Origin of the sequence: Fibrobacter succinogenes (assembly GCF_902779965.1) — a bacterium.
In the GTDB taxonomy this organism is placed as follows: Bacteria; Fibrobacterota; Fibrobacteria; order Fibrobacterales; family Fibrobacteraceae; genus Fibrobacter; species Fibrobacter succinogenes_F.
The window spans coordinates 32225-58440 of the sequence record NZ_CACZDK010000007.1 but is presented as its reverse complement, the minus strand read 5'-3'; the positions used below and the strand labels follow the sequence as shown (position 1 = coordinate 58440).

26 protein-coding genes are annotated in these 26216 nt (G+C 45.1%); 19 read left to right on the top strand and 7 right to left on the bottom strand.

Translation table 11 applies throughout. The features are described 5' to 3' along the window. Window positions 1–31 precede the first annotated feature (31 nt). Genes HUF13_RS05130 through HUF13_RS05100 form a run of 7 tightly spaced genes read left to right on the top strand, consistent with a single transcriptional unit; the run spans window position 32 to window position 7032 of the window. On the top strand, window positions 32–871 hold the full coding sequence (locus HUF13_RS05130; RefSeq protein ID WP_173474125.1) for a hypothetical protein: 840 nt from the start codon (window positions 32–34) through the stop codon (window positions 869–871). Next, window positions 868–1584 carry a NosD domain-containing protein gene (locus HUF13_RS05125; RefSeq protein ID WP_290925569.1) on the top strand — a complete coding sequence of 239 codons (717 nt, stop codon included), beginning with the start codon at window positions 868–870 and terminating at the stop codon, window positions 1582–1584. Before HUF13_RS05130 ends, HUF13_RS05125 begins: the two co-directional genes overlap by 4 nt. A gap of 9 nt (window positions 1585–1593) precedes the next feature. Next, complete coding sequence (locus HUF13_RS05120) at window positions 1594–2511, top strand: hypothetical protein (protein WP_173474124.1); 918 nt, start codon at window positions 1594–1596, stop codon at window positions 2509–2511. 7 nt (window positions 2512–2518) lie between these two features. Further along, a complete protein-coding gene (locus HUF13_RS05115) occupies window positions 2519–4417 on the top strand; it encodes a fimbrial protein (protein WP_173474123.1) in 1899 nt (632 codons plus the stop codon). Window positions 4418–4419: 2 nt separating this feature from the next. Then, entirely contained in the window at window positions 4420–5085 is a 666-nt protein-coding gene (locus tag HUF13_RS05110) for an OmpA family protein (protein WP_173387426.1), read from the top strand. Beyond that, window positions 5085–5753, top strand: coding sequence for a hypothetical protein (locus HUF13_RS05105; RefSeq protein WP_173474122.1), 669 nt, complete (start codon window positions 5085–5087; stop codon window positions 5751–5753). Before HUF13_RS05110 ends, HUF13_RS05105 begins: the two co-directional genes overlap by 1 nt. Window positions 5754–5790: 37 nt before the next feature. Then, window positions 5791–7032 carry an FISUMP domain-containing protein gene (locus HUF13_RS05100; protein ID WP_173474121.1) on the top strand — a complete coding sequence of 414 codons (1242 nt, stop codon included), beginning with the start codon at window positions 5791–5793 and terminating at the stop codon, window positions 7030–7032. A gap of 182 nt (window positions 7033–7214) precedes the next feature. Here the strand turns inward: HUF13_RS05100 and argH are convergent, their stop codons facing one another. From argH to HUF13_RS05065, 7 genes are all read right to left on the bottom strand, one after another. Next, the gene (argH, locus tag HUF13_RS05095; RefSeq protein ID WP_173474120.1) at window positions 7215–8618 is read right to left on the bottom strand and encodes an argininosuccinate lyase; all 1404 of its coding nucleotides are present in this window, start codon (window positions 8616–8618) and stop codon (window positions 7215–7217) included. 62 nt (window positions 8619–8680) lie between these two features. Beyond that, window positions 8681–9679, bottom strand: coding sequence for a hypothetical protein (locus HUF13_RS05090; RefSeq protein WP_173474119.1), 999 nt, complete (start codon window positions 9677–9679; stop codon window positions 8681–8683). 14 nt (window positions 9680–9693) lie between these two features. Then, window positions 9694–10254 (bottom strand): hypothetical protein, encoded by a 561-nt coding sequence (locus HUF13_RS05085; RefSeq protein ID WP_173474118.1) that lies wholly within the window; start codon window positions 10252–10254, stop codon window positions 9694–9696. 19 nt (window positions 10255–10273) lie between these two features. After that, entirely contained in the window at window positions 10274–11302 is a 1029-nt protein-coding gene (locus HUF13_RS05080) for a hypothetical protein (RefSeq protein ID WP_173474117.1), read from the bottom strand. Window positions 11303–11517: 215 nt separating this feature from the next. After that, window positions 11518–12186, bottom strand: coding sequence for a 1-acyl-sn-glycerol-3-phosphate acyltransferase (locus HUF13_RS05075; protein WP_304038844.1), 669 nt, complete (start codon window positions 12184–12186; stop codon window positions 11518–11520). A gap of 108 nt (window positions 12187–12294) precedes the next feature. Beyond that, on the bottom strand, window positions 12295–12972 hold the full coding sequence (locus HUF13_RS05070; RefSeq protein ID WP_173474115.1) for a beta-ketoacyl synthase chain length factor: 678 nt from the start codon (window positions 12970–12972) through the stop codon (window positions 12295–12297). Between the two features lies 1 nt (window position 12973). Further along, complete coding sequence (locus HUF13_RS05065) at window positions 12974–14077, bottom strand: methyltransferase (RefSeq protein ID WP_173474114.1); 1104 nt, start codon at window positions 14075–14077, stop codon at window positions 12974–12976. A gap of 101 nt (window positions 14078–14178) precedes the next feature. Between HUF13_RS05065 and HUF13_RS05060 the strand changes: the two genes are divergently transcribed. The 12 genes from HUF13_RS05060 (at window position 14179) to HUF13_RS05005 (ending at window position 26176) form a co-directional block, all read left to right on the top strand. Further along, window positions 14179–14472: a phosphopantetheine-binding protein gene (locus HUF13_RS05060; protein ID WP_369697076.1), complete on the top strand. Its 294-nt coding sequence runs from the start codon at window positions 14179–14181 to the stop codon at window positions 14470–14472. A gap of 3 nt (window positions 14473–14475) precedes the next feature. Then, window positions 14476–14733, top strand: coding sequence for an acyl carrier protein (locus HUF13_RS05055; protein ID WP_173474112.1), 258 nt, complete (start codon window positions 14476–14478; stop codon window positions 14731–14733). Between the two features lie 8 nt (window positions 14734–14741). After that, the gene (locus tag HUF13_RS05050) at window positions 14742–17231 is read left to right on the top strand and encodes an AMP-binding protein (protein ID WP_304038834.1); all 2490 of its coding nucleotides are present in this window, start codon (window positions 14742–14744) and stop codon (window positions 17229–17231) included. Next, complete coding sequence (locus tag HUF13_RS05045) at window positions 17224–17973, top strand: glycosyltransferase family 2 protein (RefSeq protein ID WP_304038832.1); 750 nt, start codon at window positions 17224–17226, stop codon at window positions 17971–17973. Before HUF13_RS05050 ends, HUF13_RS05045 begins: the two co-directional genes overlap by 8 nt. Further along, complete coding sequence (locus HUF13_RS05040; RefSeq protein WP_173474109.1) at window positions 17970–18923, top strand: lipid A biosynthesis acyltransferase; 954 nt, start codon at window positions 17970–17972, stop codon at window positions 18921–18923. The genes HUF13_RS05045 and HUF13_RS05040 overlap by 4 nt, the downstream gene beginning before the upstream one ends. A 14-nt stretch (window positions 18924–18937) precedes the next feature. Continuing rightward, window positions 18938–19411 (top strand): thioesterase family protein, encoded by a 474-nt coding sequence (locus HUF13_RS05035; protein WP_173474108.1) that lies wholly within the window; start codon window positions 18938–18940, stop codon window positions 19409–19411. 73 nt (window positions 19412–19484) lie between these two features. Then, window positions 19485–20069, top strand: coding sequence for an outer membrane lipoprotein carrier protein LolA (locus tag HUF13_RS05030; protein ID WP_304038830.1), 585 nt, complete (start codon window positions 19485–19487; stop codon window positions 20067–20069). 12 nt (window positions 20070–20081) lie between these two features. Beyond that, entirely contained in the window at window positions 20082–22529 is a 2448-nt protein-coding gene (locus HUF13_RS05025; RefSeq protein WP_173474107.1) for an MMPL family transporter, read from the top strand. Between the two features lie 9 nt (window positions 22530–22538). Beyond that, complete coding sequence (locus HUF13_RS05020; RefSeq protein ID WP_173474106.1) at window positions 22539–23756, top strand: beta-ketoacyl synthase N-terminal-like domain-containing protein; 1218 nt, start codon at window positions 22539–22541, stop codon at window positions 23754–23756. Beyond that, window positions 23753–24202, top strand: a complete 450-nt coding sequence (locus HUF13_RS05015; RefSeq protein ID WP_173474105.1) for a thioester dehydrase — start codon at window positions 23753–23755, stop codon at window positions 24200–24202. The genes HUF13_RS05020 and HUF13_RS05015 overlap by 4 nt, the downstream gene beginning before the upstream one ends. 19 nt (window positions 24203–24221) lie before the next feature. After that, window positions 24222–24950 (top strand): 3-oxoacyl-ACP reductase FabG, encoded by a 729-nt coding sequence (fabG, locus tag HUF13_RS05010; protein ID WP_173474104.1) that lies wholly within the window; start codon window positions 24222–24224, stop codon window positions 24948–24950. Continuing rightward, window positions 24947–26176 (top strand): beta-ketoacyl-ACP synthase, encoded by a 1230-nt coding sequence (locus HUF13_RS05005; RefSeq protein ID WP_173474103.1) that lies wholly within the window; start codon window positions 24947–24949, stop codon window positions 26174–26176. Before fabG ends, HUF13_RS05005 begins: the two co-directional genes overlap by 4 nt. Window positions 26177–26216 lie beyond the last annotated feature (40 nt).

Here is a 26216-nt window from a genome sequence, read left to right as displayed (position 1 = left end):
AAGTTCTGCCTACTATTACTATATTCACTGCATGAATTTTATCAAGTTTGGCGCTTTTTCGGCGCTTTCAATTGCTTTATTGACTCTTTGCTCCTGCGAACGGAACGAAATTCATCTTGCTTTTAACACGCAGACTGTAGCCCCGCAGTCGTATGTTCTTGAATCTACGTTGAACGTGAGCTTGCCGGGCGATTCTGTGAATGTTCCTGAATCTATGCGCACGCATGTGAGCGTCCGCAGTACCATGAGTCTCCTCATGTCGTACGACAATGGCTCTGGTCGCTTCGAAATGAAAATCGATTCCGTCGATTACACAAGCGACAAGCGCTCCGTCGATGAGTTCCGCAATATCGAAAAATATCTTTCCATTCAGAATTTCCAGTTCAAGCTTCATCACGATGGCATCATTACCGATCCGACCATCGAAAATGCCTTGGACATGCCTTCTGAAGACGAACTCAACTTGATTCCGCTTTTCCTCAAGGCGCAGCCGCTGCTCCCCGAAAAGCCGGTAAAGCTTGGTGAAACCTGGGAACGCCAAATGCCGATTTTTGGCAAGGGCAACAGCACCACAACAGTTTATAAGACGTTCACGTTACAGGATGTGTTTTTGCAAGACGGCGTTCGCATGGCTAAAATTCACATGGGCATGAAGTATTTGGAATTGCCGGATACAACTTCGAATTTGCAGCTGAAAAGCAGCGACTATGTTGTTGGCGACGGAATGGTTCTCTTTGATGTGACTCACGGAACGATTTCTTCAGCTGAAATGAATATTGTCGCCGTTCTTGATGTGCGCGACCTCGTTGCGGGCGACACGCTCCCGAGCTTGAATGTCAATCAGAAAATCACATTGAGGAGCCAGCAATGATCCGTAGCTTTATGCGTTCCTCTATTTTGACTGTTCTTGCCGCTAGTGCTTTGTTTGCTTCAGGTATGCCGTTCCCAGTTGCCGAAAACGGCAAGGTCCTTTTGAAAGAAAAGGATAGCCCTTATGTGCTCGAACAGGGTGTGGTTGTCGGCGAAAAAGATTCTTTGATCATTGAACCGGGTGTGACTGTTCTCATGGGCGAGTTTGCCAAACTCATGATCCAAGGGGCCATTAAAATTGCTGGCACGAACGACAAGCCTGTTGTTTTTAGCGGTGCGGATTCTGTGGCAAACTGGAATGGTTTCCACATTATGTCGAGCGCTCGTCCTTTTGAAATCAAGAACCTGACTGTGGAAAATGCGTTCCGCAATACGATTTTCCGTTCCAGCGGTACGCTTGAAAATGTGAGCTTCTTCAATAACTACTACGGTCTTTGGGTCGATGAAAGTCCGGATGTCACTTTGTCGCATTGCACTTTTGCGCACAACCGCTATGCGATTTCCGTGAGGGCTGGCCACATTGTTTCGAATGGCACTAGCGTTTCCGAAAACGTCTATGGACTTTATCTCGAATCGGGTGGCAAGCTCGATGGCGATACGGACTTGATCCGCAACAACCAAGAATCCGATATCCGCAGCGAGGCTGCCGACCTCAAGCTTTCCAAAAAGCGAGTCCGCCGCAATGTGTGGCACAATATCGAGTCGCGTTTTTAAGGGGTAGTCGTGGAAGAAGCTTTTCGTAGAGCCATACGTAAGATGACAGGGGCAAGCGTTCGCTTGGCCGTTCGTCCGAATCGCTCGGCTATTGTTGCGACACTTTCTCAATCCATGATGGTCACCTGGTCCATCGCGCTCTTTGAACATCTCGATGCCATGCTAAACAATCCGAGCGCCAATGTTGGTAGTTCCGAATTGATTTCGTTCAGCGAATCCGCATGGAAACTTTGCGAATCCGGATTTCCGCAAATTTTCAAGGATTGCGAAAAACTTTACAGCGAATTCCGCGCCAAGTGGATCCAGCGATTCTCGACCGACGAGGTGCTTCGCCTGTTGCTTGAAGGTGGTGATTTTTTGGTCCATGACGAAGAGAAGGGCTGGGCGCTTACCGTCAAGAACAATAAGCAGGACATCAACAACTTTTATTCAGCGACGATTCATTTGTTGGTGAGTGATGCTGAGCCGTTGTTTGTGCGTATGCACGGCCGCGTGATGCAGTTGCAAGAAAAACTCTGCAAGTATTGGCTTTCTGAAAGTGCGGTAGATCCGGTGTCTAAACTTTTGCCGTGCTTGGAAGCTTCCTTGCGCGAAAAAGAAAACGCAATGGTCGTCTCGCTCCGTACTTCGCTCAATTCGCTTGCGAAAAAACGTTTTGCGGCAGCGTTCTCTTCGAAAGGTCCGGTGCGCTATTACTCGTCCGCGATGTCTTGTGCAAGGAATGTCGGGCGTTTCTGGAATCCGCATTACGCATACGAAAATTGCTTCTTGGCGTTTACGGATGACTTTTGTGATTACGCGCAAGGCCTTACAACGCAAATTATCGAATGGTACCAGAGTAAATGGTCCCTTTTCCTTCGCGGGTTCTCTCGCGGTCAGTTAAACTTGTTTGAAACAGTCGCTCCTTATCAGGCGCAGAATGTGTAGGTAAAAAATGAAAAATGCATTCAATACGATTCTTGTTTTAACGGTGGTGGGTTTTGCAACCCTTATCGCTGGTGCTCTTTACTTTGGCGCACCTGCATTCGGTTGGATAATCATGATCGCCATAATGGCCGTTTATTTGGTCGAACAGCTTTCTGCAATCCGCAAGATGAAGCAGATTATGGCCGAGAACGATATCATTGACGCCTGCGAAAACGAACACGTTTATCCTGAATTGGATGAGGGTGTCGTGGGCAAGCGCATTGAAATGGCTAAGCGACTTTTGAAAAAGGACATTCGCCTTGATTCGCCGATTGCTTTTGAAGTGCTTTCGGCCGGTTCTTCGATTCCCTTGAACCGCAGCGTGGGTTCTACGGTGATTCTCCTTGGCCTTATGGGTACGTTCTTCGGTCTTATGCAGTCCGTGGCAACGGCCGGCGGCGCTATCGACAATTCTACCACGCAGGGAACGCTCGATACCATCCAGGTGCTTTTCCAGAACATGAAGGGCATTTTCGGTACAAGCCTTTGCGGTTTGTTCGCGGCCTTGATTTTGGGCGCGAGCCGCACGGTGCTCAGCTCCAAGCGCGATGAATTCATGGCTCACCTCGATGCCTTTACGCTCGACATGCAAGACTCCGTAAGCGAAAAGGGCGCTATCGAAAAAGATAAGAATGAACTTGAACGTCTCTTTGATTCTGTTGAAAAGAATTTGTCTGTGATAGCCTCTTCGGTCAAGGAAGGTTTGGCAGGCGTTGTTTCTATGGTGGGCGAGGAACTCTCCTCCATGACTTCGAAACTCAACCAAGATGTGGTGGAATCGGTTCAGAAAGTTTCTACAGAAATGACTTCATCGATTAAGACGGTCAACGATTCTCTCGCGGGTGCTGTTGCCAACATGAACGAATCTTCCCAGAAGTTTGGTGAACTTGTGGGTGCATCGGTTACGAATGCGTTTAACCCGATTAATGAAAATATTGGAGCCCTCTCCAAGTCGGTCGAGGCGATTCCCGCAAAGCTCGACGAAAAGCTCAATGGTATTTCTGCAGCATTGAACGCAGGCCTCGATGGAATTTCTTCTGGCGTTAAATCTTCGCTCGAAGGCGTTTCTGGCAATGTGGAAACCGCACTTTCGAAGGTCGCCTCTGAAGTTAAAGCAGGCCTTGATGGCGTTGCCGCTGATGTTAAGGATGGACTTAAAGATGTGGCGAAAGGCACCATGGACGTGGCATACCTTACTAAAGATGCAATGGATGAAGCTTCTAAGAGCATTGGTGATTCCGTTGCAGAACAAGTTAAGCAGTCCAGCGAACAGTGGACAAACTTTATGCAACGTCTCGAATCTGAAACCACTGCAAACGTGGATTCCCAGCGCGAAGGCTTGGAAACGCTCAAGAACGTTGCCTTGCAAGTTGCCGAAAAGGCTCAGGCCGGATCTGCGGAACTTTCTCAGTCCGTTTCCGAAAAGCTCGGTGCACTTTCCTCCGATATTCTCGGTGCATTCCAGAAGCTTTCCGAGACATCTGCTGTACTCTTGGATGCTCAAAAGGCGCTTACCGAAAGCATCGACAATCGCGTTGTCAAGGAAAAAGAAGCTACGGATGCTCTTGGCGGAAACATCGTGGAAACCGCAGAACTTATGCGCGTGAACCAGTCCGAACTCAGCGCCAACCTCGAAATGTTGCGTAGCGGCCTCGAAACGATTCTCGAAAAACTCTCCGGCGATACCGCTGAACACGAAGAAGAAGACAACTTTGTCGAACACCTCAACCAGTCTCTCGAAGCCTTCCACGAACGCGCAAGCGAAGTGCTCATGGAAAATGCGGTCAAGACTCAGGAAATCTTGCTCGAAGTGCTCGAACAGACACAGCGTTCTGCAATTCCCGCTCAACCTAAAGCTGAAGGTTAATCATGCGTCGCAATAGAGACGAAAATAGCAATCCATGGATGGCGTACACGGACTTGGGCGTGGCCCTCGTTTCGCTCTTTATCCTTGCGTTTGTGGCGATGGCGACCCTCAAGGAACAAAAAGCGGAAGACTTGACGCGTACCGAAGAAGAAGTTCTCTCGTGCCAAGAAGAAATGCGCAAAATTGCGGCTGAACGCAATGCGCTTTTGTCCAAGAGTTTGCAGACTTCCATCGAAGCAGGCCTTATCGCGCTCGAAGACGGTAAAATCCAGATCCAGGCCAGTTTCCTTTTCCCGATTAACGGAGCCAACCTCACCAAGGAAGGCGAAGGCGTGATTCGCGGGATTAGCAAGGGCCTTTTGGATGCTCTTGATTCTACGGATGTCATCATGGTGAGCGGATTTACGGACGATACGCCGGTGAAATCCAAGACTTATACCAACTGGAATCTGTCAACGGAACGAGCCGTGAACGTGGTCAAGATGCTTATCAAAATGGGTTTTCCGCCCGATAGACTCTTTGCCGCTGGCTTTGGCGAACACCGCCCGAAGTACCCGAACGATAGCGAAGAACACCGCCGCTTGAACCGTCGCGTGGAAATCGGTGTCACTCCGCTCCAGTCGAACAACATCGAAAAAGAAACCGCTAAAGTTGAGGTGACTCGCTAATGGAAGAAGCGATTTCCGAAAAGCTGTCCGAAATCAAGGAGCGTATTGATGCCATTCGCAAGACTGGCAAACTTTCGCATTGGCGGATGGTTTATGCGGATACACTTTGCACACGTGGTCAGGAATATGTGGCTGTGGACCGCTATCCCGAAGCGAAGCTTGTTGCCGAAAAACTGGAACGCTGGATCAAGGCGCATGAACCCGCCCTTGTGACCAATACTGGGGATGCACGCCCGCCGATGATTTTCTGGAATGCCGATTTGCTCAACACAATCGTTGGGCGAATCCGTTCGACGCTTTCGACAAAGAAAATGCTTGTGCCAGCAACCGAACGCGATTCAATCAATCGTCGCTTGAACATTGTCGAAGAATGGATCCAGAAAGGAGAATTCCTCGTGGCGCATGACGAACTTTTGGCTCTCCGCAGTGCCTTGATTGCGCGCCTCCGCCGCAGTTACCGCGCTCGCGTTGTTGCTACGTCTGTCTACAGTGGCGGTTATGTGCAACCGACAAGTTCTATGGTCGGCCTTTACAATTCGCTGCATACGCTCGAAGAAACATTCCATATTGTTGGCGAACACGATCCAATTTGGATCGAAGACTTCCTCGAAATTTACAACGATTTGTTCAGAATTGTAGACCGTCTTGTCCCGCAAGAAAAAAAATAATATAAATTTATTCATCGTTATTTACAAAGGATTAGCTATGATTTTTAATTCTAAAAAATTTTTTCTTCTAGGAACTCTTTTATCTGTAAGCGGCTTTATGGGTTGCTCCAGTGAAGATAAAGTGTTATCTACAGAATATAATGTTAGCGAAATAAAAAATGGTAAGCTTGTTGATTCCCGTGATGGCAAAGAGTATAATGTTGCTTATATTGCGGGCTATTATTGGATGGCTGAAAATTTACGTTATGCCGATACCAATATCACCGAAGCTCTCAAAGGAAATACTTGGTGCTACGAAAATGATAACAAGGAATGTGAAAAGTTGGGGCGTCTGTATTCCTGGAACGCGGCTATTGAAGCATGCCCTGTTGGCTGGGAACTCCCGACAAATCAAAACTGGAAACTACTTCTTTCGTATATAAATGAATACAACGGAAATGAAGAATCTGGAACAAGTTTGAAGTCCCTTGAAAGTTGGGATAACGATGTTGCATCTCCAACAAATCGCTTTGGTTTTAATGCGCTTGCCGCTGGGCGTCGCAATAACGATGGCGAAACTTTTATGAGCAAGGGAAAATATACTTATTTTTGGAGCTCAAACAACAAGGATGAAGGAACTGCTTATGGTTGGAGTTTGCTCAATGACGCTGATATTCTCCAGGATGGTTTTTATTACAAAGATCATGGTCTCTCGGTTCGTTGCATTGCTAGGGAAGGAAGTATTAAAGTCTCCGGTTCTTTAGATTCTTCGTATATCGAAAAAATTCCTCATAATTACGGTTCTTTAAAATACAAAAATGAAACGTATAGAACAGTGAAAATTGGTGGCAATGAATGGATGGCAGACAACCTCAATTACGAAGTGGAGGGGAGCCATTGCTATAATGACGAAAAGGAAAAATGTAACGAATTTGGTCGACTTTATTCATTTGAAGCCGCTCAAAAAGTTTGCCCGGATGGCTGGCATTTACCCACGTCTGTGGATATCCAAAATTTGCTTATCGATCAATCGAGCAGAGATTTACGTTCTAGATCCGGTTGGACGGACAAGACTGCAAAAGGTCTTAATTTTTGGGGCTTTGATGCGAAAGCCGCTGGCGGTAAAACGAACGGCGATTATTTCGACTTGAAGATGAGTGCGTATTTTTGGGTTGACGAGAAGGTTGGTAACGATGCTACTGTATTTTGGATCAGTTACTATGAAAACAGCCCGACTGAAGTCAAGCGCAATGTTACCAATGAATTCTCTGTCCGCTGCGTGAAAGACAAGCAAATATAGTCATTCTCGCGCTTGTCTTCGCTTGACGGGGAAGGCGAAAATCATTGCTTTGGCATTAAACAAAAAGAGACCTCTCATGGTCTCTTTTTTTGCACTGTCACCCCGGCTAAGGTCGCTGAGCCTGTCGAAGCGCCGGGGTCACCTTTTTCTCGCATCGTCATGCCCGCGCAGGCGGGCATCCATTATTTCTTGATCTTCTTGAGAATGGCGGCGGCCTTCGTGAACTGTTGCTTCACGGACTTCGGGCCCGTACCGCCTTCAATGTTGCGCTTGCTGATGCTGTATTCGAACGTAAGCGTCTTCTTCATCTTGGCGACGTCCGGGACGCCTGCGGCGGCCCAAGCCTCGTCAGAAAGTTCCGTGAACTGCTTACCGGCTCGTGCGGCATCGCCGACGAGGCTTCCCACGATGTGGTGGGCGTCGCGGAACGGAACGCCTGCTTCCACGAGCAAGTCGGCAAGGTCTGTAGCAAGGAGCGCCGGGAGCATTTTGGCGTGCATTGTCTCGAAGTTGAAGCGTGCCGTTTCCAAAGCTTCCTTCATCACGCGGAGAATCACCTTCACGTTGTGGACGCTGTCAAAGACCGGTTCCTTGTCTTCTTGCAAGTCGCGGCTGTAGCTGAGGGGAGCGCCCTTCACGAGCGTGTAAAGTGCCGTAAAGTTGCCGAGCATGCGACCTGACTTTCCGCGGATAAGTTCCATGGAATCCGGATTCTTCTTCTGCGGCATCATCGAAGAACCGCTGGAGAATGCATCGTGCAATGTGAGGAATCCAAATTCGCAAGAGCTCCAGTTCACAAAATCTTCGGCGTAGCGGCTCATCGTGTTTGCGATGATGGCGAGGTCAGCTTCGAATTCGAGCATCATGTCGCGATGGCTCACGGCATCAATGCTGTTCGGGCTCACGTCCTTGAATCCGAGAGCTTCGGCTACGAGAGCGCGGTGGTAGGGGAATGCAGAACCGGCCATGGCGCCACTGCCGAGCGGAAGCTGGCTGTGCAATTCGAGGAAGTTGTCGAGACGCTTCACGTCACGGCTCACGGCAAAGAACATGCTCATGAGGTAATGGCTAAAGTAAATCGGCTGTGCCTGCTGCAAGTGCGTGTAACCCGGCATCATCTTGCCAAAGTACTTCTTTGCAAGGTCCAGAACCGTTTCCATGAGTTCCACTTCGAGAACGCGGATTTCGGCTGCGCGGTGACGCATGTAAAGCTTAAAGTCCGTGCAGACCTGGTCATTGCGGCTACGGCCCGTGTGGATCTTCTTGCCGAGAGCGCCGATGCGTTCGGTGAGCACGCGTTCCACGGCCATGTGGATGTCTTCGTCGCTATCGCACCAGAGGTTTTTGCCGGCGTGGTAGTCGTCGAGGATGCTCTTTAAGCCATCGCAAATCTTCTTGTAGTCGGCCTTCGAAAGAACTCCAGATTCAACAAGACCCTTGCCATGTCCGATGCTCCCTTCGATATCTTCTTCGATGAGTTCTGCATCAAACTGCAAACTGAAACTTAAATCAACCATGCTTTGTGCCATGCCACTAGCAAAGCGACCGGTCCACATGTTCGTCTGGGTATCATTCTTCTTAGCCATTATAAACCTCAATTAAAAAAGCCGTGAAACTCGGCTGAAATTTCACGGCTAAAGATAAAAAATTAGAATCCGATTCCAATGCTGAATTTTAAACCTTGGATATGTTTATTCGTTTTCTTGAATTTCTTTGGAGCTATTTCTTCGACATAAGGTGTGTTGAAAAAGTCGATGAAGTATTTGGCCTGCAAGAGGAATGCGACTCTGCTTGCGCGATTAAGCAAAATTCCTCCGCCCACAAATCCGGTAAGTCCGTTTGCGCTTAACTCCTCTGGAGTGTACGGAAGTTCATCGTTATCATCAAATGTAATATGCCAACTATAAGAAAGGCCACCTCCGACAAACGGAGTATTGTTGGACATTCCGAATGGATAATAAACAGAAAGCGATAAATCATAGAATGTTGGTTTGTTTAGTTCTTCACCCATGTTGGTCAAGGTGAAGTCTATACCAAAAAAGACACGTTTGGCATCCAAGAGCGTAAACAGGCCGATTCCTGCAAGCATATTGGTGTTGGGCGTAATCTCCAGATCTCCAACAACATTTATACCGAAGTAGCCGGAAATTCCAATTTTCTTAAGAGGTTTTGTTTCTTGTTCAGTGATGGTGTAAATATCGTCATCATCGGAAGCCTGTTTCTTTGTACCGATATTTCTGGCGACGCGTTCGATAATCGGGTCAAGATCGTCTGGATTAGCGGCTTTGAGGCGGTCGCTCCAAACCGGTTTTTCGTTGTTTACGTCATAGAGTTTGAATGATGAAATGACGTTCTGACCAAGACGTGTAAATTCCGCAATAATGAACTTGGAACAGTTTTTCTGAATCGCAACTTTGTTGATGGATTCGTAGTTTCCGGCTTCAACCGAATCGTTTTCGGCGTAATTGATTAAAACAAAACGACCGTTTTCGTCTATGTAAGCGTGCATGAGTTTCTCGGCTGTAATACCGAGATCCTCGTTTATGCCTATAGTGTTGAACGGAGCCAAGTAAACTCGCTCACTAGCATCAATTAATGACGTAAAAGCGAGTACCGCTATAAAAAGCATTTTAAGCTTGTTCATCATATCGATACCAATCGTTAATCCCAAACGCTAGTCTTTGGAGCCGGCGCTGTGCTTTCGCTATAATCTGCATCTTCACCGCGGACCGCTCTGGGTTCATCGGTATCTGCCGGTACTGATCCTAGAGATTTTTCAGTTTTCTTTTTGGATGAATCGTACGGACGATCCCAAACACTTTTGGGTTTGCCGGTATCGCTGTTGTAATTCGACCTCATCACATAGTTATCTATAGGAATCTCGATTTCATCTGGGTAGGCTTTATATACGAATATAGAGAGACCATAGGTAAGTGGCATCCACAAAATCGAAGCGAGAGAAATACTACGATGGATTGCTACAACGCCGACTCTTTGACCATCTAAGTAGGCTTCAAGAATGCCACTATTGCTGATACCACGAGTCGCAATTGAGCAATCGTAATCGTCGCTCATTTTGCAGAGTAAATTGCCATTGAAATAAATATCATAGGGCGTTGAAGCGTATTGACTAGCAACAATGCTTGTTCGCCCAGCAAAGCATCCTGTCAGGCTGAAAGACAGCGATGCTAGCAACAGAATCGACAATACCTTGGTCTTCATATAAAGAATCAATATTAAATTAGAAACCGATAGCGAGGCCCAGGCCAAACTTGAAGCCGTTCATATGGTGTTTCGATTCTACGAGTTCTTTACCGCTCTTTGTTTCATTGATTTCGTAGAACGGAGTTTCAAAGAAGTCGATAAAGTAGTTGACTTGAGCGATGAACATGACGCGGCTTGCACGGTTGAATAACAAACCACCACCGAGCTGCAAAGAGAGACCGTTGGTTTCGTGTTCATCATCATCATCGTAATAGTTATTGTTGTAGCTACTATAACGATAAGAATGAGTATAGCGCATACTATAAGAGAGACCACCACCAGCAAACGGAGAAATGTTCGTTGTCGTGAAGGCATAGAATACAGACAGAGTCAAGTCGATAAGAGTGGGTCTATCATCGTTATCGCCCAAGTTGCTCATCGTCCAGTCAAAACCAAAGATGAGGTCCTTTGCATCGTACAAGACAAATGCACCAAGGCCGGCATCCATCTTGGCTTCGGACGGATTGAGCGGGAGAGATCCCACGATCTTGCCACCCCAGTAAGAGGTTACGCCTTTTTTCTTCGGGTTCTTTGTTTCTTGTTCGGTGACAGTGTAGATATCATTATCGTTTGTTGCTTTTTTGTTTGTACCGATGTTTTTTGCAACACGCTGAATAATCGGGTCGAAATCATCGGGGTTCTTTGCCTTGAGGCGGTCGCTCCAAACTGGGGTTTCGTTATTGACATCGTAAAGCTTGAAGGCTGTGATGACGTTTTCGCCAAGGCGAGTAAATTCAGCCAAGATGAACTTGGTGCAATTTTTATCCTTTGCAATCTTGTTGGCTGTTTCGCGGTCACCGGCTTTCACGGAATCTTCTTCGGTGTAGTTGACTAAAACATAGCGCCCGTTGTCGTCGATATAAGCATTCATGAGTTTTTCGGCGGCGATGCCAAAATCCTCATTTAAGCCAACCATGCTGAACGGTGCCAAATAAACACGTTCTGCTGCGTAAATAGAGGCTGCAAATGCAAGCGCCGCTACAAAAAAAGTCTTGAAGCAATTCATACTCATGTCCTTCTTGTTTGTTCATTTTGCTGAAAATTCCCATTTGTCATAAAATGTAATGAAAAGGCAAATTTTCAGTAAAAATGAGTCTTTATTTAGACATAATCTAGTAAATAGAAAGTAAAAAGAAAAGTAATTTTTGTCACGAATTTAAATATTTGTTGATAAAAGGGTATTTTTTTGCGCTAATATGCAAATTTTGATGACAAAAGTGCTTAATTAGGCAATTCTTTTTCGAGAATTTCTTTCATTTTATGCGTAAGTTTGGTGGCACTCTTGGTCATGGGCATGTCCGCATATTCTTTTGTAGAAATTGGCGCAAGAACTTTCAATTTGTATAAATATCGTTCTGTTGGGTGAAATTGCAATAATTTATCGTGTTTTCGGAGCCCAATTTTTTCGTTACCGCCAAAAAAAATTGGAATAACATCTTTTTTTGAATAAAGGGCAAACCGTGCAGCGCCTTTCTTGAACTCCCACGGCTCACCGGGTTTAGAACGTGTCCCTTCGGGGAATATAATAAGGTTGTTGCCTTCGTCCATGGATTTCTTAGCGCGTTCCAATTGCTCGTCAAAAGGAATGTTGTTTGGAATATAGAGATTTTTTATAATAATGGAAATGAATCTATTCTGTATAAGCTCACCTTTTACAATGCAATCGGCGTTCGGGATAAGCGAAAAGAGAATAACCACATCGAAAAGAGATGGATGATTTGCAATGACGACTTTGGATTGGAGGTTTTCGAGCGCTTCTTTATTTTGTACAGTGACACGGACTGCGCCCAAAATGATTGAAATTTTGACGAAAATTTTAAAATACAGGTGGTTGAATTTGCGGGCTATTTTTTTGAATTTCTGTTCTGAAAATCCAGAAAGGCAATGCATTATGGGGAACAACACAAATGCAAGAATCAAGCTACTGAAACCGAAAAAAGCAAAACAAAAAAGTTTCGCGATAACTCTTTTGACGTAGCGGAATTTTGCCATGAGTTTTTACGCCCGTTGCATATCGATGGCGCAGAGGAAAGCTAGTGCTTGTTCTGCGGCGGTATCGAAGTTGTTGTGTAACATTTTAAGGTATGAAAGTTGGCTTAAAACGTTGACGTTTTTCAGTGTTGGGTCCGCTTTCGATTCGTCGGTGGTGAGCCTTAATGCCATGGCGCAAACGACATTGGGGTACGGAACCCCCGCCACGGGAGCGTAAACTTCGGGGATAAGTTCATCGGCAAAAATAAATGTGCGCGAGTCTGCATTTTCAACTTCGAGTGCGGCAAGGCAATCCGTGAGTCCTGTGGTGAATGCATCTTTCCCGGAAAAAATGGCTGAATATCCGGCGGTGTTGGTTTCGAGAATCGATGCGTTTGCGACAGAGGCGTTAAAGACCGAAAGGCTAAAATGTGCGGGCGAAACCATTCCCGTTTCAAGGAGCGTTTGCGAAATTTTTAACTGTTGGTTTATTTCGCCAAATTGAGATGCAAATGTAACCTTGCAAGGTGCAAACTTGTTGCCTTTGGCATCGTGAGAAACCTGATCGCTCACGAGAACGACCATGCGCGAAATGTAACTCAAGCGGCGGCGCGTAAGCATCGGGACAAAGGACACATCCGGCTTGGGGTGCGCTTCGGTCGGGATAAAGCTTGATATTCTTTCGATAAAAACTTGACGAGCCATTTTATTTTTTTCGGAAACGGAGTAGTGAATAGGAGTTTGGCCCTACATTGTGGTGAGCTTCTTTTAGTTCGAATCCGGCGGTTTCGATGGCGCGTTTGAGCTCTGCGTAGCGGTACATTTTGCTGTTGCCGTTTGCGATGCAGGTGAAGTAAAGCGAGGTCGCCTGTAACGAGTAAGCGCCCGCTTCAAAGCGTTGCTTGTCCCAAAGCGGTTCTAGTACGTAAATGTCTGTTTCCGATGTTGCTGCGCTATGGATTTTCGTTAAGATTTTTGTGACTTGCTTGAGCGAAAAACAATCCAGGAATTGGCTCATCCAGATGGCGTCTGCGCCTATAGGGAATTTTGTCGTGTCGTCCAAGACGTTGCATGCGATTGTGTCGATGCGATTTGCAAAGCCTGCGTCTGCGGCGTTTTTCTCGGCAACTGCTGTTTGCCCTGGCAAATCGATGATGGAAACATTGACATTTGCATTGTATTTACAACAAGCGATGGCCCATTTGGCAGTGTTTCCACCGATGTCAAAAAGGTGTGGAGATTTCCTTTCGGCGAGAGTTTCGAAAACAATGGGGAGTGCTTCGGGGAAAGCCAAGTCCGAGTAAAAATGGTCAAAGCCAAACCAACTTTTTTTCTGCTGTTCAGTAAGCTCAGAAAGTCCTTCGTAAACGGTTTTCCAGGGGCCCAGGTGGGGGAGCCCAGCGGGTTTACCAGTGCGAATGGATTCTTCGAGATTTTCGGCCCCTCGGTAGCAAATGTCTTCGGAAAAATCCATGTTCACTTGTGTCATTTCATCTTTCATGAGGAAAAATCCGATTTTCCCGAGAGTGAGCCGCAGATCCTCTTCGTCAGAATCTTTGTGGATTTTGAGGGCTCCCATGCCAAGTCCCATCTCAACGAGAACGCTTACACCGTAATGCGAAATGTTTAGCTTTTGCGATAGTTCCGAAATCGTGATGCCTTTTTTACGGGCGTTGCTGATTTCGTCCAAAATGCCCATGTTTCTGAGAGCTCGTGCCGCTTGGAAGCTTAACGGTGCAAAAGCGATTTTTTGCGCTTCGAACTTGGCGCTTACGGCATCGATGGAATCGTTTTTATAAAAATCGAACATGTTGTTTCTGTCGCGAAATCTTGAATGACAAAATTCTTAATGTTGTAGTAATAATATAAGTTTATTTTTCTATATTACTTGAAAAGAACGAACAAATTTTGATTAAGGCTGCGAAAAATATGTCCGATTTGAATACCCGCATTAAGGAAGTCATTATCGAATCTCTGGAGCTGGAAGATATTACACCTGCTGATATTGTGGATTCCGCCCCGATTTTTGGAAAAAATGCTGCTGGAGAAGGTCTTGGCCTTGATTCAATTGATGCTTTGGAATTGGGTATTGCCATTAAGGAAAATTTTGGCGTGACATTTTCGACAGTGAAGGAAGAAACCAAGAAGCATTTTGCTTCGGTGAATGCGCTGGCAGATTACATTTCTGCAAATTCCAAGGGCTAATCCATGGAAAAAAAAGAAATTTTTGAAAAGATTAAGGCTGCCCTTATCGAAGATTTCGACTTGGAAGAGGGGCGAATTGTTCCCGATGCCAAGCTTTATGAAGATCTGGAACTTGACAGCATTGATGCTGTAGATTTGATTGTGAAATTGAAGTCGTTTTTGCCGAGAAACATTGACCCGGAGTCGTTTAAGAAAATGCGTACTCTTCAAAATGTGGTTGATGGAATATATAATCTTGTTCTAAATTCGGAATCTAAGTAATGAAACCTATGGCGGGGAAGATTTTCTTTACCGCGGTTTCGGTTTTGTATCCGGTAATAGTCTATTGCGGATATAGGTATTGGGGGCTTTCTCCAAGGCGCTTGAGTTTGATGCTTTTGGCGCTTGCTTTTTACCATTTTTTGAATTTTACGCGAAGCAAATCGCAAGTGGAGCGAGGACGGACAGGCATCTTTGTCGTGCTGATTCTCGTGTGTGCGCTTGTAGCGTTTTTGGCTGATAACATTTTATTCGTCAAGTTTTATCCAGTGCTTGTGAACTTGAGTTTTCTCTCGTTCTTTGGATTTACGCTGTGGAGGCCACCTAGTTTTGCATTCCGAATGGCTTGCCTTCATGACAAATCGCTTGAAACCTCGCCTTCGTTTAATGCCGTAGAACGTTATTGCCAAAAAGTGACGATCGCTTGGTGTGTTTTTTTTGTTGTGAATGGCTCTATTGCCGCACTGACAGTTTTTGTAGGCTCCGATAAAATTTGGTCGCTATACAATGGACTTATTTCTTACATTTTAATTGGTTTATTTTTTGTTGTGGAATTAGGGGTTCGAAAAAAAATGCAGAGCAAAATGCAATCGTATATTCCGGTATGTGATTTAGATCTAGATTCACGCCCGAACGGGGTGCTTGTAAGTTTTGACTCTGGTGTGGATGCTGCGAACGCAGGTGGGAATACCGCGAATGCAGTCGGAAATGCTGCGAACGCAGGTGGGATTGCTGCCGGAAATAAGACTTGGGGCGATTTTGTAAGTGATGTTTCTAAGGTACGTTATTTCTTGGAAGCGCGTGAAAATACGCCGTGGATTTTGCATTGCGAGGATTCGTATTACTTTACGGTAGCTCTTTTAGCGATGCTTCAGAGTGGGCGCAAAGCGCTTATAACGGCGAACCGCCAAGAAGCTTTTATCAAGGAAATCAAGAAACCGGAATACGGATTCTTGACGGATGAACCGTTTGCTGGTGATGTTTCTGCGACGATGATCCAGAACGTGCTTAGCGGTTCAGTGAACGAGGAATGCGCTGTGGAGTGCGCGGCTGTTGATAACGCAAGTGGGGAATGCGTGGCGGTTGATGATGCGGGAAAATGCGCGGAAGGTAAATGTACCCCGCTCAAGTTCGGCAAATTCGATAAGTCCAAAGCCGAAATGGTAATGTACACATCTGGCACAACGGGTGAACCGAAAGCTGTGTACAAGCAATTTTTGCAATTTGAAAATGAACTTTTTGAACTTGTGAAAGTCTTTGGAAATGATTGGTTGAACCGCAAAGTTTATAGTACGGTCAATCATCATCATATTTACGGTTTGTTGTTTACTGCGTTGCTACCGATTGCAGCTGGACTCCCGTTCCGTAGGCATCGTATTGATTTTCCTTCTGAGCTTGCGAATGTTGCAGGCGAAGCCGCTGTCATTGCATCAAGTCCTGCGTTCCTAAAGCGTTTATCTGCAGAAGCGGATAAAGCGATTGAATTTAAGTGTCCGCCAATTATTTATTCATCCGGTGGTCCGCTTCCCGAAGAGGTGGCGCGCAAGGCATGTGAACTTACGAGCTATTGGCCGATGGAAATTTATGGCAGTACCGAAACAGGCGGCATTGCGTATAGGCAATCCAAGAATGGCCCCGTATGGACTCCGTTTGAAGTCTGCAAGATGAGCCTTGCTGAAAACGGTTGTTTGAACATCAAGTCAAGTTACATTCTCGAAGCGGAAGGCTTTACAACAGGCGATTTGGTGGAACTTTATGATGATGGTCGTTTTTTGCTCAAGGGGCGTTCGGATTCGATTGTGAAAATTGAAGAAAAACGCATTTCGCTCCCAGAAGTGGAAATGCGCTTGAAGCAGACGGGCTTGGTGCAAGATGTCCGCGTGGTTCCAATGGTGGGCAAACGCCAATATTTAGCGGCTGCGATTGTGTTAAATGGTGCTGGCCGTGAAAAGTTTGCAGGTTCGACAAAACTTGCCATCAATAATTTCTTTCATGATTATTTGTTGAAATTTATTGAAAATACAGTCTCGCCTAAAAAATGGCGTTATCTTGAGGAACTTCCGCAGAATACCGAAGGCAAGATTCGCATGCGCGATATTCAAGCGTTGTTTAGCCTTGCGGAAAGCCCGAACTTCAAAATTTTAAAATTCCGCAGAGAACCAGGCATGTTGACGGCAAAGCTTTTATTCCCTGCGACAAGCGAATACTTTGATGGACATTTTCCAAATTTCAAATTGCTGCCTGCCGTTGTGCAGGTGGATTTGGTTTTGCGGCTTGCACGAAATTTTTTGGAAATTCCAAAGGAACTTTCGAAGATGAATCGTACTCGCTTTACAAATCCTATTTTGCCGGATGTTCCGGTGATGGTGGAAATAAACTACAACGCCGGTGCGGGCCTGGTGAATTTTGCATTTACAAGTGTTGATGGAAAAAGCGCGTATTCAAATGGTTTGCTTATAATGAATACAAATGTAGCGAATGAGGGGGAAAATCGTGAGTGACGCGGTGAAAATTTGTGCCATAGTGCCTGTGTATCGCCACGAAAATACATCACGAAATGTCGTGAAATCGCTGGCTTCTTTGAGTATCCCCGTGATTCTTGTGGATGATGGCAATACGCCCGAAGGGCATCACGTTCTTTTTGAAATTGCAAAAGAATTTGCGAATGTGGAACTTGTAACGCATAAATGTAATCTCGGGAAAGGGGCTGCTATGCGCTCGGGGATGGATGCTGCGGTTGCCGCAGGTTTTACGCATGCGTTGCAAGTCGATGCAGACGGTCAGCATGATATGGATTCGATACCGTTCTTTGTCAACGAAGCCAAAGAGCATCCCGAAGAGTTGATTTGCGGTTATCCCAAGTACGATGAATCTGTGCCGAAAGCTCGTGAGCAAGGGCGCAAGATTACGAATTTCTGGGTGGCGATAGAAACTGTTTCGCTCAAGATTCCTGATGCCATGTGCGGTTTCCGGTTGTATCCGCTAGCTACATCATGGCCTGTGATGAAGCGCTTGTGCAATAAACGCATGGGTTTTGATATTGAAATGATTGTAAAACTTTCGTGGGCTGGTGTGAGAATGCGCTTTTTCCCGGTAAAGGTGCATTACCCCAAAGATGGTTTTTCAAATTTTAGAATGTTCCATGATAACGTTGCGATTTCAATAACGCATACGATGCTTTGCATTGGCATGGTGTTTCGGCTTCCTTTAATTCTAGGTCGTAAATTGAGGCGTTGCTTATGAGTGAGCACTGGTCCGAAATTGAAGAAGTTGGCGGGAGCCCATGGCATTTTCGTTTTATGCTTTGGGTGGCGTGCCATTTGCCTCTTTTCTTAGTTGAATTTTGTACTGCGATTATTTGCTTTTTCTTTTGGCTTGGAGCCGCTCCGGTACGAGCGTGCTCTAAGGTTTATTTGAAACATTTGCGCAAAATGGGAGTGCATGTTGGCGTATTTGGAACATATAAGCATATTCTTTCTTTTGCTCTTTCGATGATGGAAAAATTGCTGGGTTGGAAAGGTGCGATAAAGCTGAATCACATTGAAATGCAAAACGATGATTTGCAAATGTTGGTGGATCAACTGAATCAAGGGTGTGGCGCTTTTTTGTTGTGCTCGCATTTGGGGAATATGGAAATTTTGCGTTCACTGACTGGCTATGGTGAGTTCCATACCGCAAAACGTTTTCAAGTTTTTCCTGTTGAAGATTTTTCGGGTTCTAAAAAGTTTAGCGCGCTCCTTCGAGAATTAAATCCCGAATTGATGGCAAATATGATCGATGCTAATTCCATTGATGTTAGTTCTGCTATTTGGATGAAAGAAAAAATAGCGGAAGGAAATCTTGTCGTCATTACAGGAGACCGAACTTCGGCAAATACAAGAAACCGCGTGATTGAAACGATGTTCCTTGGCGAAAAGGCTAGTTTTCCAGAAGGTGCTTTTTCACTGGCTTGCATTTTGAATGCGCCCGTTTATTTTGTCTTTGGCATTCGCAAGCACGATTTCAATATTCGTTCGCCTTATGAAATGCATGTGGTTCGTGCAAAAACATCTTTAGATTGTTCGCGCAAAGAACGTCCCGAGCGCTTAAAAATACTATTGCGTGAATATACGGAAATTTTAGAACAACTTTGCAAAGCTCATCCTTACCAATGGTATAATTTCTACAATTTCTGGGAAAGTGCCGAAAAATAAATGGTTCAAATCTTATGGCTGTGAAAAAAATTAAAGAAAGTGTTGAATTTCAAATCGAATTTTATGATGTCGATTCTATGCAGATTGCATGGCATGGCAATTACGTAAAGTATATGGAAGTTGCTCGGTGTGCGTTGCTTAGCAAGATTGGCTATGATTACAATGAGATGAGACGGAGCGGTTACATTTGGCCTGTTGTTGATTTGCATATTAAATATGTCCGTCCGATGATTTTTATGCAGAAAATTCGTGCCGAAGTGACACTGATGGAATACGAAGTCTGCATGAAACTCTCGTACAAGTTTATGGATGCAGAAACTGGTGTTGTGCTCACAAAAGCAGAAAGCACGCAAATGGCCGTTGATATGAAAACGAAAGAATCGCTATGGGCATGCCCGCCTTGTTTTGTCGATAAAGTGAAGGCCTTTTTGGCGAAGGAAAATTCTCCTGAAAAGCCTTCCGACAAATCGGAGTCTGCAAAGAAATAAGGTTGTTATTATGTTGTTTAAACGAAACATTTGTGTTTTGATTTTGTGCTTGTTTTGCGGCTGTGGTTTTGCAATGGCCGATGTTTTTAGCCATCCGGTGAATAAAAAGTCAAAGCCGGAATTGGAAAAATCATTAGCGAAGGTCATGAATTACGAAGTTGCATCGGGTAATTTCAAGCAAACTAAATCTATCAAAAAACGCAACCGGAAATTTATTTCGACCGGAACATTCATGATTTCTAAAAAAAATGGCATTGTTTGGAAAACGCTAAAACCTATTTTTTCTGAACTAGCACTGAATAATGCAGGTGTCTTTGAACGCGATTCTAACGGTCAATCGCAAATGCTTTTAACGAAAGAAAATCCTATGTTCGCTGATTTTTCAAGCAATATCCAAGCGTTATTTTCAGGAAAAATTGCTCAATTAGAAAAGAACTTTAACGTGTATTATGAAAAGCAATCATGCGGCTTTAGAATGGGGCTTGTGCCGCGAGAAACGATGGTACGCATGGTTATTGCAAATGTTGTAATTGAGGCTTGCAAAAATATTGATAAAGTGATTATTACAGATGCCGAAGAATCTCCTGTAACGCTTGAATTTTTGAATTACAAAATAGTTGGAAAGGCAGCGCCGAAACGCATGAGTTCTGCGCCATAAGACGAGTTCTCTATGAAGTTCTTTAACGGAAAACACTTGGATGCAAAAACGGGAATTATCCTGTGGGTGGTAATTCATGCCATCTTGATGTTTCTTGGCATTTCTGTTCCGTGGAAGATGGATTCCGACTTGTATTCGATTCTGCCGGATTCCGATGAATTGAAGAATGTGAGCGCTGCTGAAAAAGCACTTAGTGCGCGTACGGTACGAAATATTACGGTGCTTGTAGGGCATGACAATTTTGAAGTGGCGCGCTCTGCGGCGGTTGCACTGGATAGCGTGTTTAAAGATGATTCATCATTCGAAGAAACTCGACTGTTCGTGAACGAAAAATCGATGGACGAAATTCGTGAGTTTTTCTTTAATCATCGTTATACGTTGCAGGGGAGGAATGTTCGTGAAATTCTTGCGAAAGGCGATTTCGAAGCGTTAAAAAATAGAGCGCTACAGAAAATTTATGGCTCGTTTTCTATGGCGAATTTGAACCGCCTTGATGAAGATCCGTTTTTGCTGGGTGATGCTGCGTTTGAAAACTTTGTACAATATTCTCCGATGACGATGAGCCGTTTTAGCATTCGCGATAGCGTCCTCTATGCGGTTGATTCTGGCGTGACTTACGTGATGTGGAATGCGAAACTCTCCGAAAACGTTCCTTCAATGGCTTCTGATGGTCATGTTATTGCGAAAATGAATCGTGTGTTGGATTCGTTGAAATTAGCGAAGCCGGGGCTTATTGTGGCAAAATCGGGCGTGCCTTTCCATAGCTACGAAAGTTCTGACCGAGCAATGTCTGAAATTGCGTGGATTTCGGGCGTGTCGATTGTGCTGATTTTGCTATTGCTGCTTTATGTTTTCCGCTCGTCGCTTCCGATTGTTGCTACGCTTTCGACAATTGCGATTGCCATTTTTACGGCGCTTGCTTTTACGTGGTACGTGTTCGGGAATATTCATGTCTTTACGCTTGTTTTTGGCACAAGCATCATTGGTGTGAGTATTGATTACGCGGTGCATTTCTTTGTCCATTGGAAGGCGGGTGTGCAGAATGTGCGCTCCAGCATTATTAAAGGTCTTTTGCTTGGATTCTTGACGACAGAACTCAGCTATATCGCGCTTTCGTTTGCCGAATTTTCGCTGTTACGCCAGATGGCTGTGTTTTCGATTGTGGGGTTGCTAAGTGCGTTCTTGACGATTACGCTTTTGTTTCATGCGGTGTTTGAAAATGCGAGTGTCTTTAAGACCGCCGCAAAATCGGAGTCAACAAATCTTCCGACTCAATTCCCGAAAGTTTTTCTAGATGCTTATTCAAAGTTCCCCAAGTGGGGTGTTCGATTGATTTTGGCGATGTTTGTTATTGCGCTTCTTCCAGGGCTAAAGTTGCTTAATGTCCATACGGATATCGGAAATTTTTACACGATGAATGAAGAAATTAAAGCATCTGAAGCGTTGACTTCGAAACTGAATAATTTGGGTGTTGCACCGTCTTATTTTATTGTTGAAGGGAATGGTGAAAATGACGTTTTGGAAAATGAAGAACAACTTACAGAACGCCTTGCAAATGCTGAAAAAGAGGGTTTGGTAAAAGCGTATTTAGCGGTATCGAATATCATCCCGTCAGGAAGGTTTCAAGCTGGTTCTATTTTGGATTTAGAAAAGCTGGTTTTTGGAATAAAAAAACGATGGACAGAGATTTTAATTAATAATGAATTGCCGCAAATGCTTGCACCTAATGTCAGGAATTATTTAACGGAAATAGGCGTGGAGAACCATTCTATTTTTGTTAAAAGTTTACTTTTATCACATGATTTTATTGATTTCGAAAAGATTGACAAAAACGATAGATTTGTTGATGTTGATTTAAAGAATGATTTTCCACAATCATTGAGTTTTCTTCTCCAAATGCTTTGGATTGGCCATATCGGGGACAAATATTATAGCGCCGTCCTTCCGCTTCACGTATCCGACAAATTCGATGCTCAAAAAATTGCAGAAGGTTTGTCGGGCGTTCATGTCGTCAATAAAAAACAAAATATCAATAACGCTCTCACAAAAATTTCGCAAGTCTCGCTTAAACTTGTAGGCTTTGCCTATGTGGTTGTTTTCTTTATTCTTATAATTGTGTATAAATTTAAAGATGCGGTTCGGATTATCCGAGCTCCGGTCTTGGCAAGCCTTTTTGCTGCTTCAATCTTTGGTTACATTGGAATCGATTTCAATTTCTTTGCGATTGTCGGTGTGATTCTTACGCTTGGAATCGGGATTGATTATGCCTTGTTCTTTAAGGAAGGCTGCCGCCAAAACTTGACAACGTCACTTGCGATTATGCTTTCGGCAATGACAACTATTATTTCTTTTGGTAGCCTTGCTTGCAGCGCCTTTGTGCCTATCAAAACATTCGGTTTTGTTGTATTATTAGGCATTTCTTGTTGTTTTCTTCTTTCACCATTTAGCAGAAATGATTAATATTAAAGTATGAATCAACCTGTGTACATCAATGATTTTGGCCTTTATTGCATTTTAGGTGGCGATAAAGCTCAAGTTCTTGATGCTCTCAAGAATGGCAAACGTGGAACTTTTACCACGTACGATGTGGCTGGCGTTCAGCGCCCTGCAGCAACGATTGATCCCGAAACGCTTGCGCCTGTCCTTGAGAAAAAATTTGATAACCGCGTGAATCGCTTGTCGCAAGCGGCTTTAGTCGGCATTGAAAAGACTATCCAGAAAGCGGTTGAAAAATACGGGGCAAACCGTGTTGGAATTTTTATCGGTTCTTGCGACAACGGTTCCGAAGCATCGATGGCTGCACTCAAGTGCTTTAAGGAAACAGGTGCATTCCCGGAAGGCTATGTTCTCGATTTCCAACGAGCTGATTTCCCAGCTCAGTTTATCGCTGAGCGTTTTGGAATCACGGGAATGCTTTCGGTACATTCGACCGCTTGTGCGTCTAGCGCTAGTGCTTTTGTCTCGGCGCGAAATAATCTCTATGCCGGCAACTGTGATGTGGCGATTGTGGGCGGTGTCGATATCGCATCGCTTTCGGTGATTCTCGGGTTTGCATCGCTTGAGGCGATGAGTGATAAACCGACAAATCCGTTTTGCGCAAATCGCTCGGGCCTTACGCTTGGCGATGCTGCGGTATTCTTCGTGGTAACGCGCAACCCAGATGCTGATATTTGTGCGGTTGATTGCGAAAGTCTTAAAGTAATTGGCTTTGGCGAAAGTGCCGATGCTGACCATATCACGGCTCCGCGTGCCGATGGGGAAGGCGCTTATCAAGCAATGAAGGCTGCGCTTGAAGATGCTGGCCTTAATGCTGCGCAAATTGGTTATGTGAATTTGCATGGAACCGGAACGGAATTGAATGATGCCATGGAAAGCCGCGCCGTTCATCGAATTTTTGCAGCCGATATTGGCGCTGCAAACGTTGACGTCCCGGTTAGCTCCACAAAGGCACTTACAGGGCATACGCTTGGTGCCGCTGGTGCGTTGGAACTTGCGTTCTGTTGCATGACTCTTAAGGAAGGCGTTCTCCCTGCGCATCATTTTGATGGCAATGTCGATCCGGATTTTCCTCCGTTGCATTTGGTAAAAGCAGGCGAGACTGCGCAAAATCTTAAATATTGTATGAGCAATTCTTTTGCTTTTGGCGGCTGCAACGTGTCCTTAATTGTTGAAAATGGTGCGGTATGACAGAAGTATTTGATACAAAAGAATCGGTCTGTGAACTCGTTCCGCACAAAGGCAAAATGTTTTTGCTGGATCGTGTTCGCGATTATGATTTGAAAAAACATACCATCACGACCGAAATTGACATTACTCGCAACAATATGTTTTACGAAGAAGATCTCGGCGGTGTCCCTGTTTGGGTTGCTTTTGAGTTTATGGCACAAAGTGTTTCTGCATTGTCTGGAATTTTTGAACGCGCTAGAGGTAAAAAAATAAAAGTTGGTTTTATCATGAGCGTATCAAGTTTCAAGGCGGAGGTTCCTGTTTTTAAGGTGGGTGAAACTGTTGTTGTAAATGTAAATGAACTCATCCGTATTGATAATATGGTTACGTTTGAAGGCTGTGCAATGGTCAATGGAACTCTTGCTGTAACGGCGAAACTAAACACCATCGAAGTGGACAACCCTTAAATTTTTTTGAGGTTAGATTATGGAAGATGCAAAATCTGTTTTGATTACGGGGGCAAGTGGCGGCATTGGGCTTGCTATTGCCGAGGCTGTTGCTAAAGAAGGCTACACGGTTGTTGCTCATTACAATAAGAACTCCGCTTCGATTGATGCTCTCGCCGAACGCATCCGTGCCAATGGCGGAAACATTCGTACACTCCAATTCAATATTTGCGATCGCGAGCAATGTCGTGAAATTCTCGAAAAAGACATTGCCGAAAATGGCGTGTACTACGGCGTTGTCACTAATGCTGGAGTTTGCGCCGATGCCGCTTTCCCTGCCATGACTGATGAATTTTGGGATAAGGTTTTAAATACGAATTTAAACGGATTTTACAATGTCGTTCATCCGCTAGTCCTCCCGATGTGCCGCAAACGCAAAGGCCGCATTATCACGATTTCTTCTGTTTCTGGCGTAATCGGGAACCGCGGACAAGTCAACTATAGCGCTTCCAAAGCGGGGCTCATAGGCGCTACAAAAGCGCTTGCCACGGAACTTGCAAGCCGCAACATCACCGTAAATAGCGTGGCTCCTGGTGTGATTGAAACCGAAATGATTAAGGATGCTCCGCTCGACATGATTCTTCCGACCATTCCCATGAAACGCGTTGGCAAGCCCGAAGAAGTCGCCGCGACGGTTGTATTCTTGCTTTCCGAAGGAGCCGCTTACATCACTCGCCAGGTTATCTCTGTGAATGGAGGATTGGCGTGAGTCGCAGAGTTGTTGTTACCGGAGGCAGTTGCGTTTCATCTTTAGGGATGGAGCTGGATGAAATTTTTACGCAACTCAAGACTCTGAAAAATCGAATTGTCCGCTTGAATGATTGGGACAAGTACGCACAAATGAATACGCGTTTGGCAGGCCCGATTCTCTATAATTTGCCGGAGTATCCGCGCAAAAAAATCCGTTGCGCTGGGCGTGTGGGTTTGCTCGCGATAACATCTGCGGACAAGGCAATGCAAATGGCTGGGCTTGCGGGTGAAAAAGAACTCCTGAAGTCGGGGCGAGTTGGTGTCGCGTATGGTTCTTCTATGGGTAGCGTACGTCCGCTTCTCGATTTTGTTTCCATGCAAAATCCGCCTTATAATTGCTCGAACGTTTCTGTAACAACGTATGTGCAATCAATGCCGCAAACGACGGCGGTCAATGTGAGTTTGTTCTTTGGCTTGACAGGCCGACTCATCACAACGAACACCGCATGCACAAGTGGAAGCCTTTCGATTGGTTATGCTTACGAAGCTATTAAATACGGCATGCAAGATGTGATGATTGCAGGCGGTGCCGAAGAATTGGCAGCAACAGAAACCGCTGTATTCGATTCGCTTTTTGCAACAAGCGTTAAGAACGATACTCCTGAAATTACGCCAGCTCCATACGACCGCGACCGAGACGGCCTTGTTATCGGCGAGGGTGCGGGAACACTTGTGCTCGAAGAATACGAGCATGCGAAAGTTCGTGGCGCGCACATTTATGCAGAACTCGTTGGCTTTGGTCATAATACCGATGGCGAACACATCACGCAGCCCAAGAAAGAGACCATGCAAAAATCTCTTGAACTCGCTCTTGGTGATGCACAAATTTCGCCTGATGCGATTGGCTATGTGAATGGTCACGGAACCGCAACACATTATGGCGATATCGCAGAAAGTTGGGCAACGTTTAACGCGTTTAAACAACGTGCGGTTGCCATATCTAGCCTCAAAAGTTACATCGGCCATACGCTTGGTGCATGCGGAGCTATTGAAGCTTGGCTTGGAATCAATATGATGAACCGCTGTTGGTTTAGCCCTAACTTGAATTTGAAAAATGTCGATCCGGAATGCGCTCCGCTTGATTACATCACTGGTTCAGGCCGTGAAATTGATACGGAGTATTTCATGTCGAACAACTTTTCGTTTGGCGGCATCAACACATCGCTCATTTTCAAGCGAATTTAGCACTGCAACGTCATCCCGGCCTTGTGCCAGGATCGGCTTT

Excerpts from the sequence above, each read along its gene's own strand:
- HUF13_RS05105 (WP_173474122.1), top strand. The coding sequence starts at position 5,085 with ATGGAAGAAGCGATTTCCGAAAAGCTGTCCGAAATCAAGGAGCGTATT.
- HUF13_RS05100 (WP_173474121.1), top strand. The coding sequence starts at position 5,791 with ATGATTTTTAATTCTAAAAAATTTTTTCTTCTAGGAACTCTTTTATCT.
- HUF13_RS05040 (WP_173474109.1), top strand. The coding sequence starts at position 17,970 with ATGAGTGAGCACTGGTCCGAAATTGAAGAAGTTGGCGGGAGCCCATGG.
- HUF13_RS05075 (WP_304038844.1), bottom strand. The coding sequence starts at position 12,186 with ATGCATTGCCTTTCTGGATTTTCAGAACAGAAATTCAAAAAAATAGCC.
- HUF13_RS05130 (WP_173474125.1), top strand. The coding sequence starts at position 32 with ATGAATTTTATCAAGTTTGGCGCTTTTTCGGCGCTTTCAATTGCTTTA.
- HUF13_RS05055 (WP_173474112.1), top strand. The coding sequence starts at position 14,476 with ATGGAAAAAAAAGAAATTTTTGAAAAGATTAAGGCTGCCCTTATCGAA.
- HUF13_RS05110 (WP_173387426.1), top strand. The coding sequence starts at position 4,420 with ATGCGTCGCAATAGAGACGAAAATAGCAATCCATGGATGGCGTACACG.
- HUF13_RS05085 (WP_173474118.1), bottom strand. The coding sequence starts at position 10,254 with ATGAAGACCAAGGTATTGTCGATTCTGTTGCTAGCATCGCTGTCTTTC.
- HUF13_RS05030 (WP_304038830.1), top strand. The coding sequence starts at position 19,485 with ATGGCCGATGTTTTTAGCCATCCGGTGAATAAAAAGTCAAAGCCGGAA.
- HUF13_RS05035 (WP_173474108.1), top strand. The coding sequence starts at position 18,938 with ATGGCTGTGAAAAAAATTAAAGAAAGTGTTGAATTTCAAATCGAATTT.
- HUF13_RS05090 (WP_173474119.1), bottom strand. The coding sequence starts at position 9,679 with ATGATGAACAAGCTTAAAATGCTTTTTATAGCGGTACTCGCTTTTACG.
- HUF13_RS05070 (WP_173474115.1), bottom strand. The coding sequence starts at position 12,972 with ATGGCTCGTCAAGTTTTTATCGAAAGAATATCAAGCTTTATCCCGACC.
- fabG (WP_173474104.1), top strand. The coding sequence starts at position 24,222 with ATGGAAGATGCAAAATCTGTTTTGATTACGGGGGCAAGTGGCGGCATT.
- HUF13_RS05015 (WP_173474105.1), top strand. The coding sequence starts at position 23,753 with ATGACAGAAGTATTTGATACAAAAGAATCGGTCTGTGAACTCGTTCCG.
- HUF13_RS05020 (WP_173474106.1), top strand. The coding sequence starts at position 22,539 with ATGAATCAACCTGTGTACATCAATGATTTTGGCCTTTATTGCATTTTA.
- HUF13_RS05050 (WP_304038834.1), top strand. The coding sequence starts at position 14,742 with ATGGCGGGGAAGATTTTCTTTACCGCGGTTTCGGTTTTGTATCCGGTA.
- HUF13_RS05065 (WP_173474114.1), bottom strand. The coding sequence starts at position 14,077 with ATGTTCGATTTTTATAAAAACGATTCCATCGATGCCGTAAGCGCCAAG.
- HUF13_RS05025 (WP_173474107.1), top strand. The coding sequence starts at position 20,082 with ATGAAGTTCTTTAACGGAAAACACTTGGATGCAAAAACGGGAATTATC.
- HUF13_RS05080 (WP_173474117.1), bottom strand. The coding sequence starts at position 11,302 with ATGAATTGCTTCAAGACTTTTTTTGTAGCGGCGCTTGCATTTGCAGCC.
- argH (WP_173474120.1), bottom strand. The coding sequence starts at position 8,618 with ATGGCTAAGAAGAATGATACCCAGACGAACATGTGGACCGGTCGCTTT.
- HUF13_RS05115 (WP_173474123.1), top strand. The coding sequence starts at position 2,519 with ATGAAAAATGCATTCAATACGATTCTTGTTTTAACGGTGGTGGGTTTT.
- HUF13_RS05125 (WP_290925569.1), top strand. The coding sequence starts at position 868 with ATGATCCGTAGCTTTATGCGTTCCTCTATTTTGACTGTTCTTGCCGCT.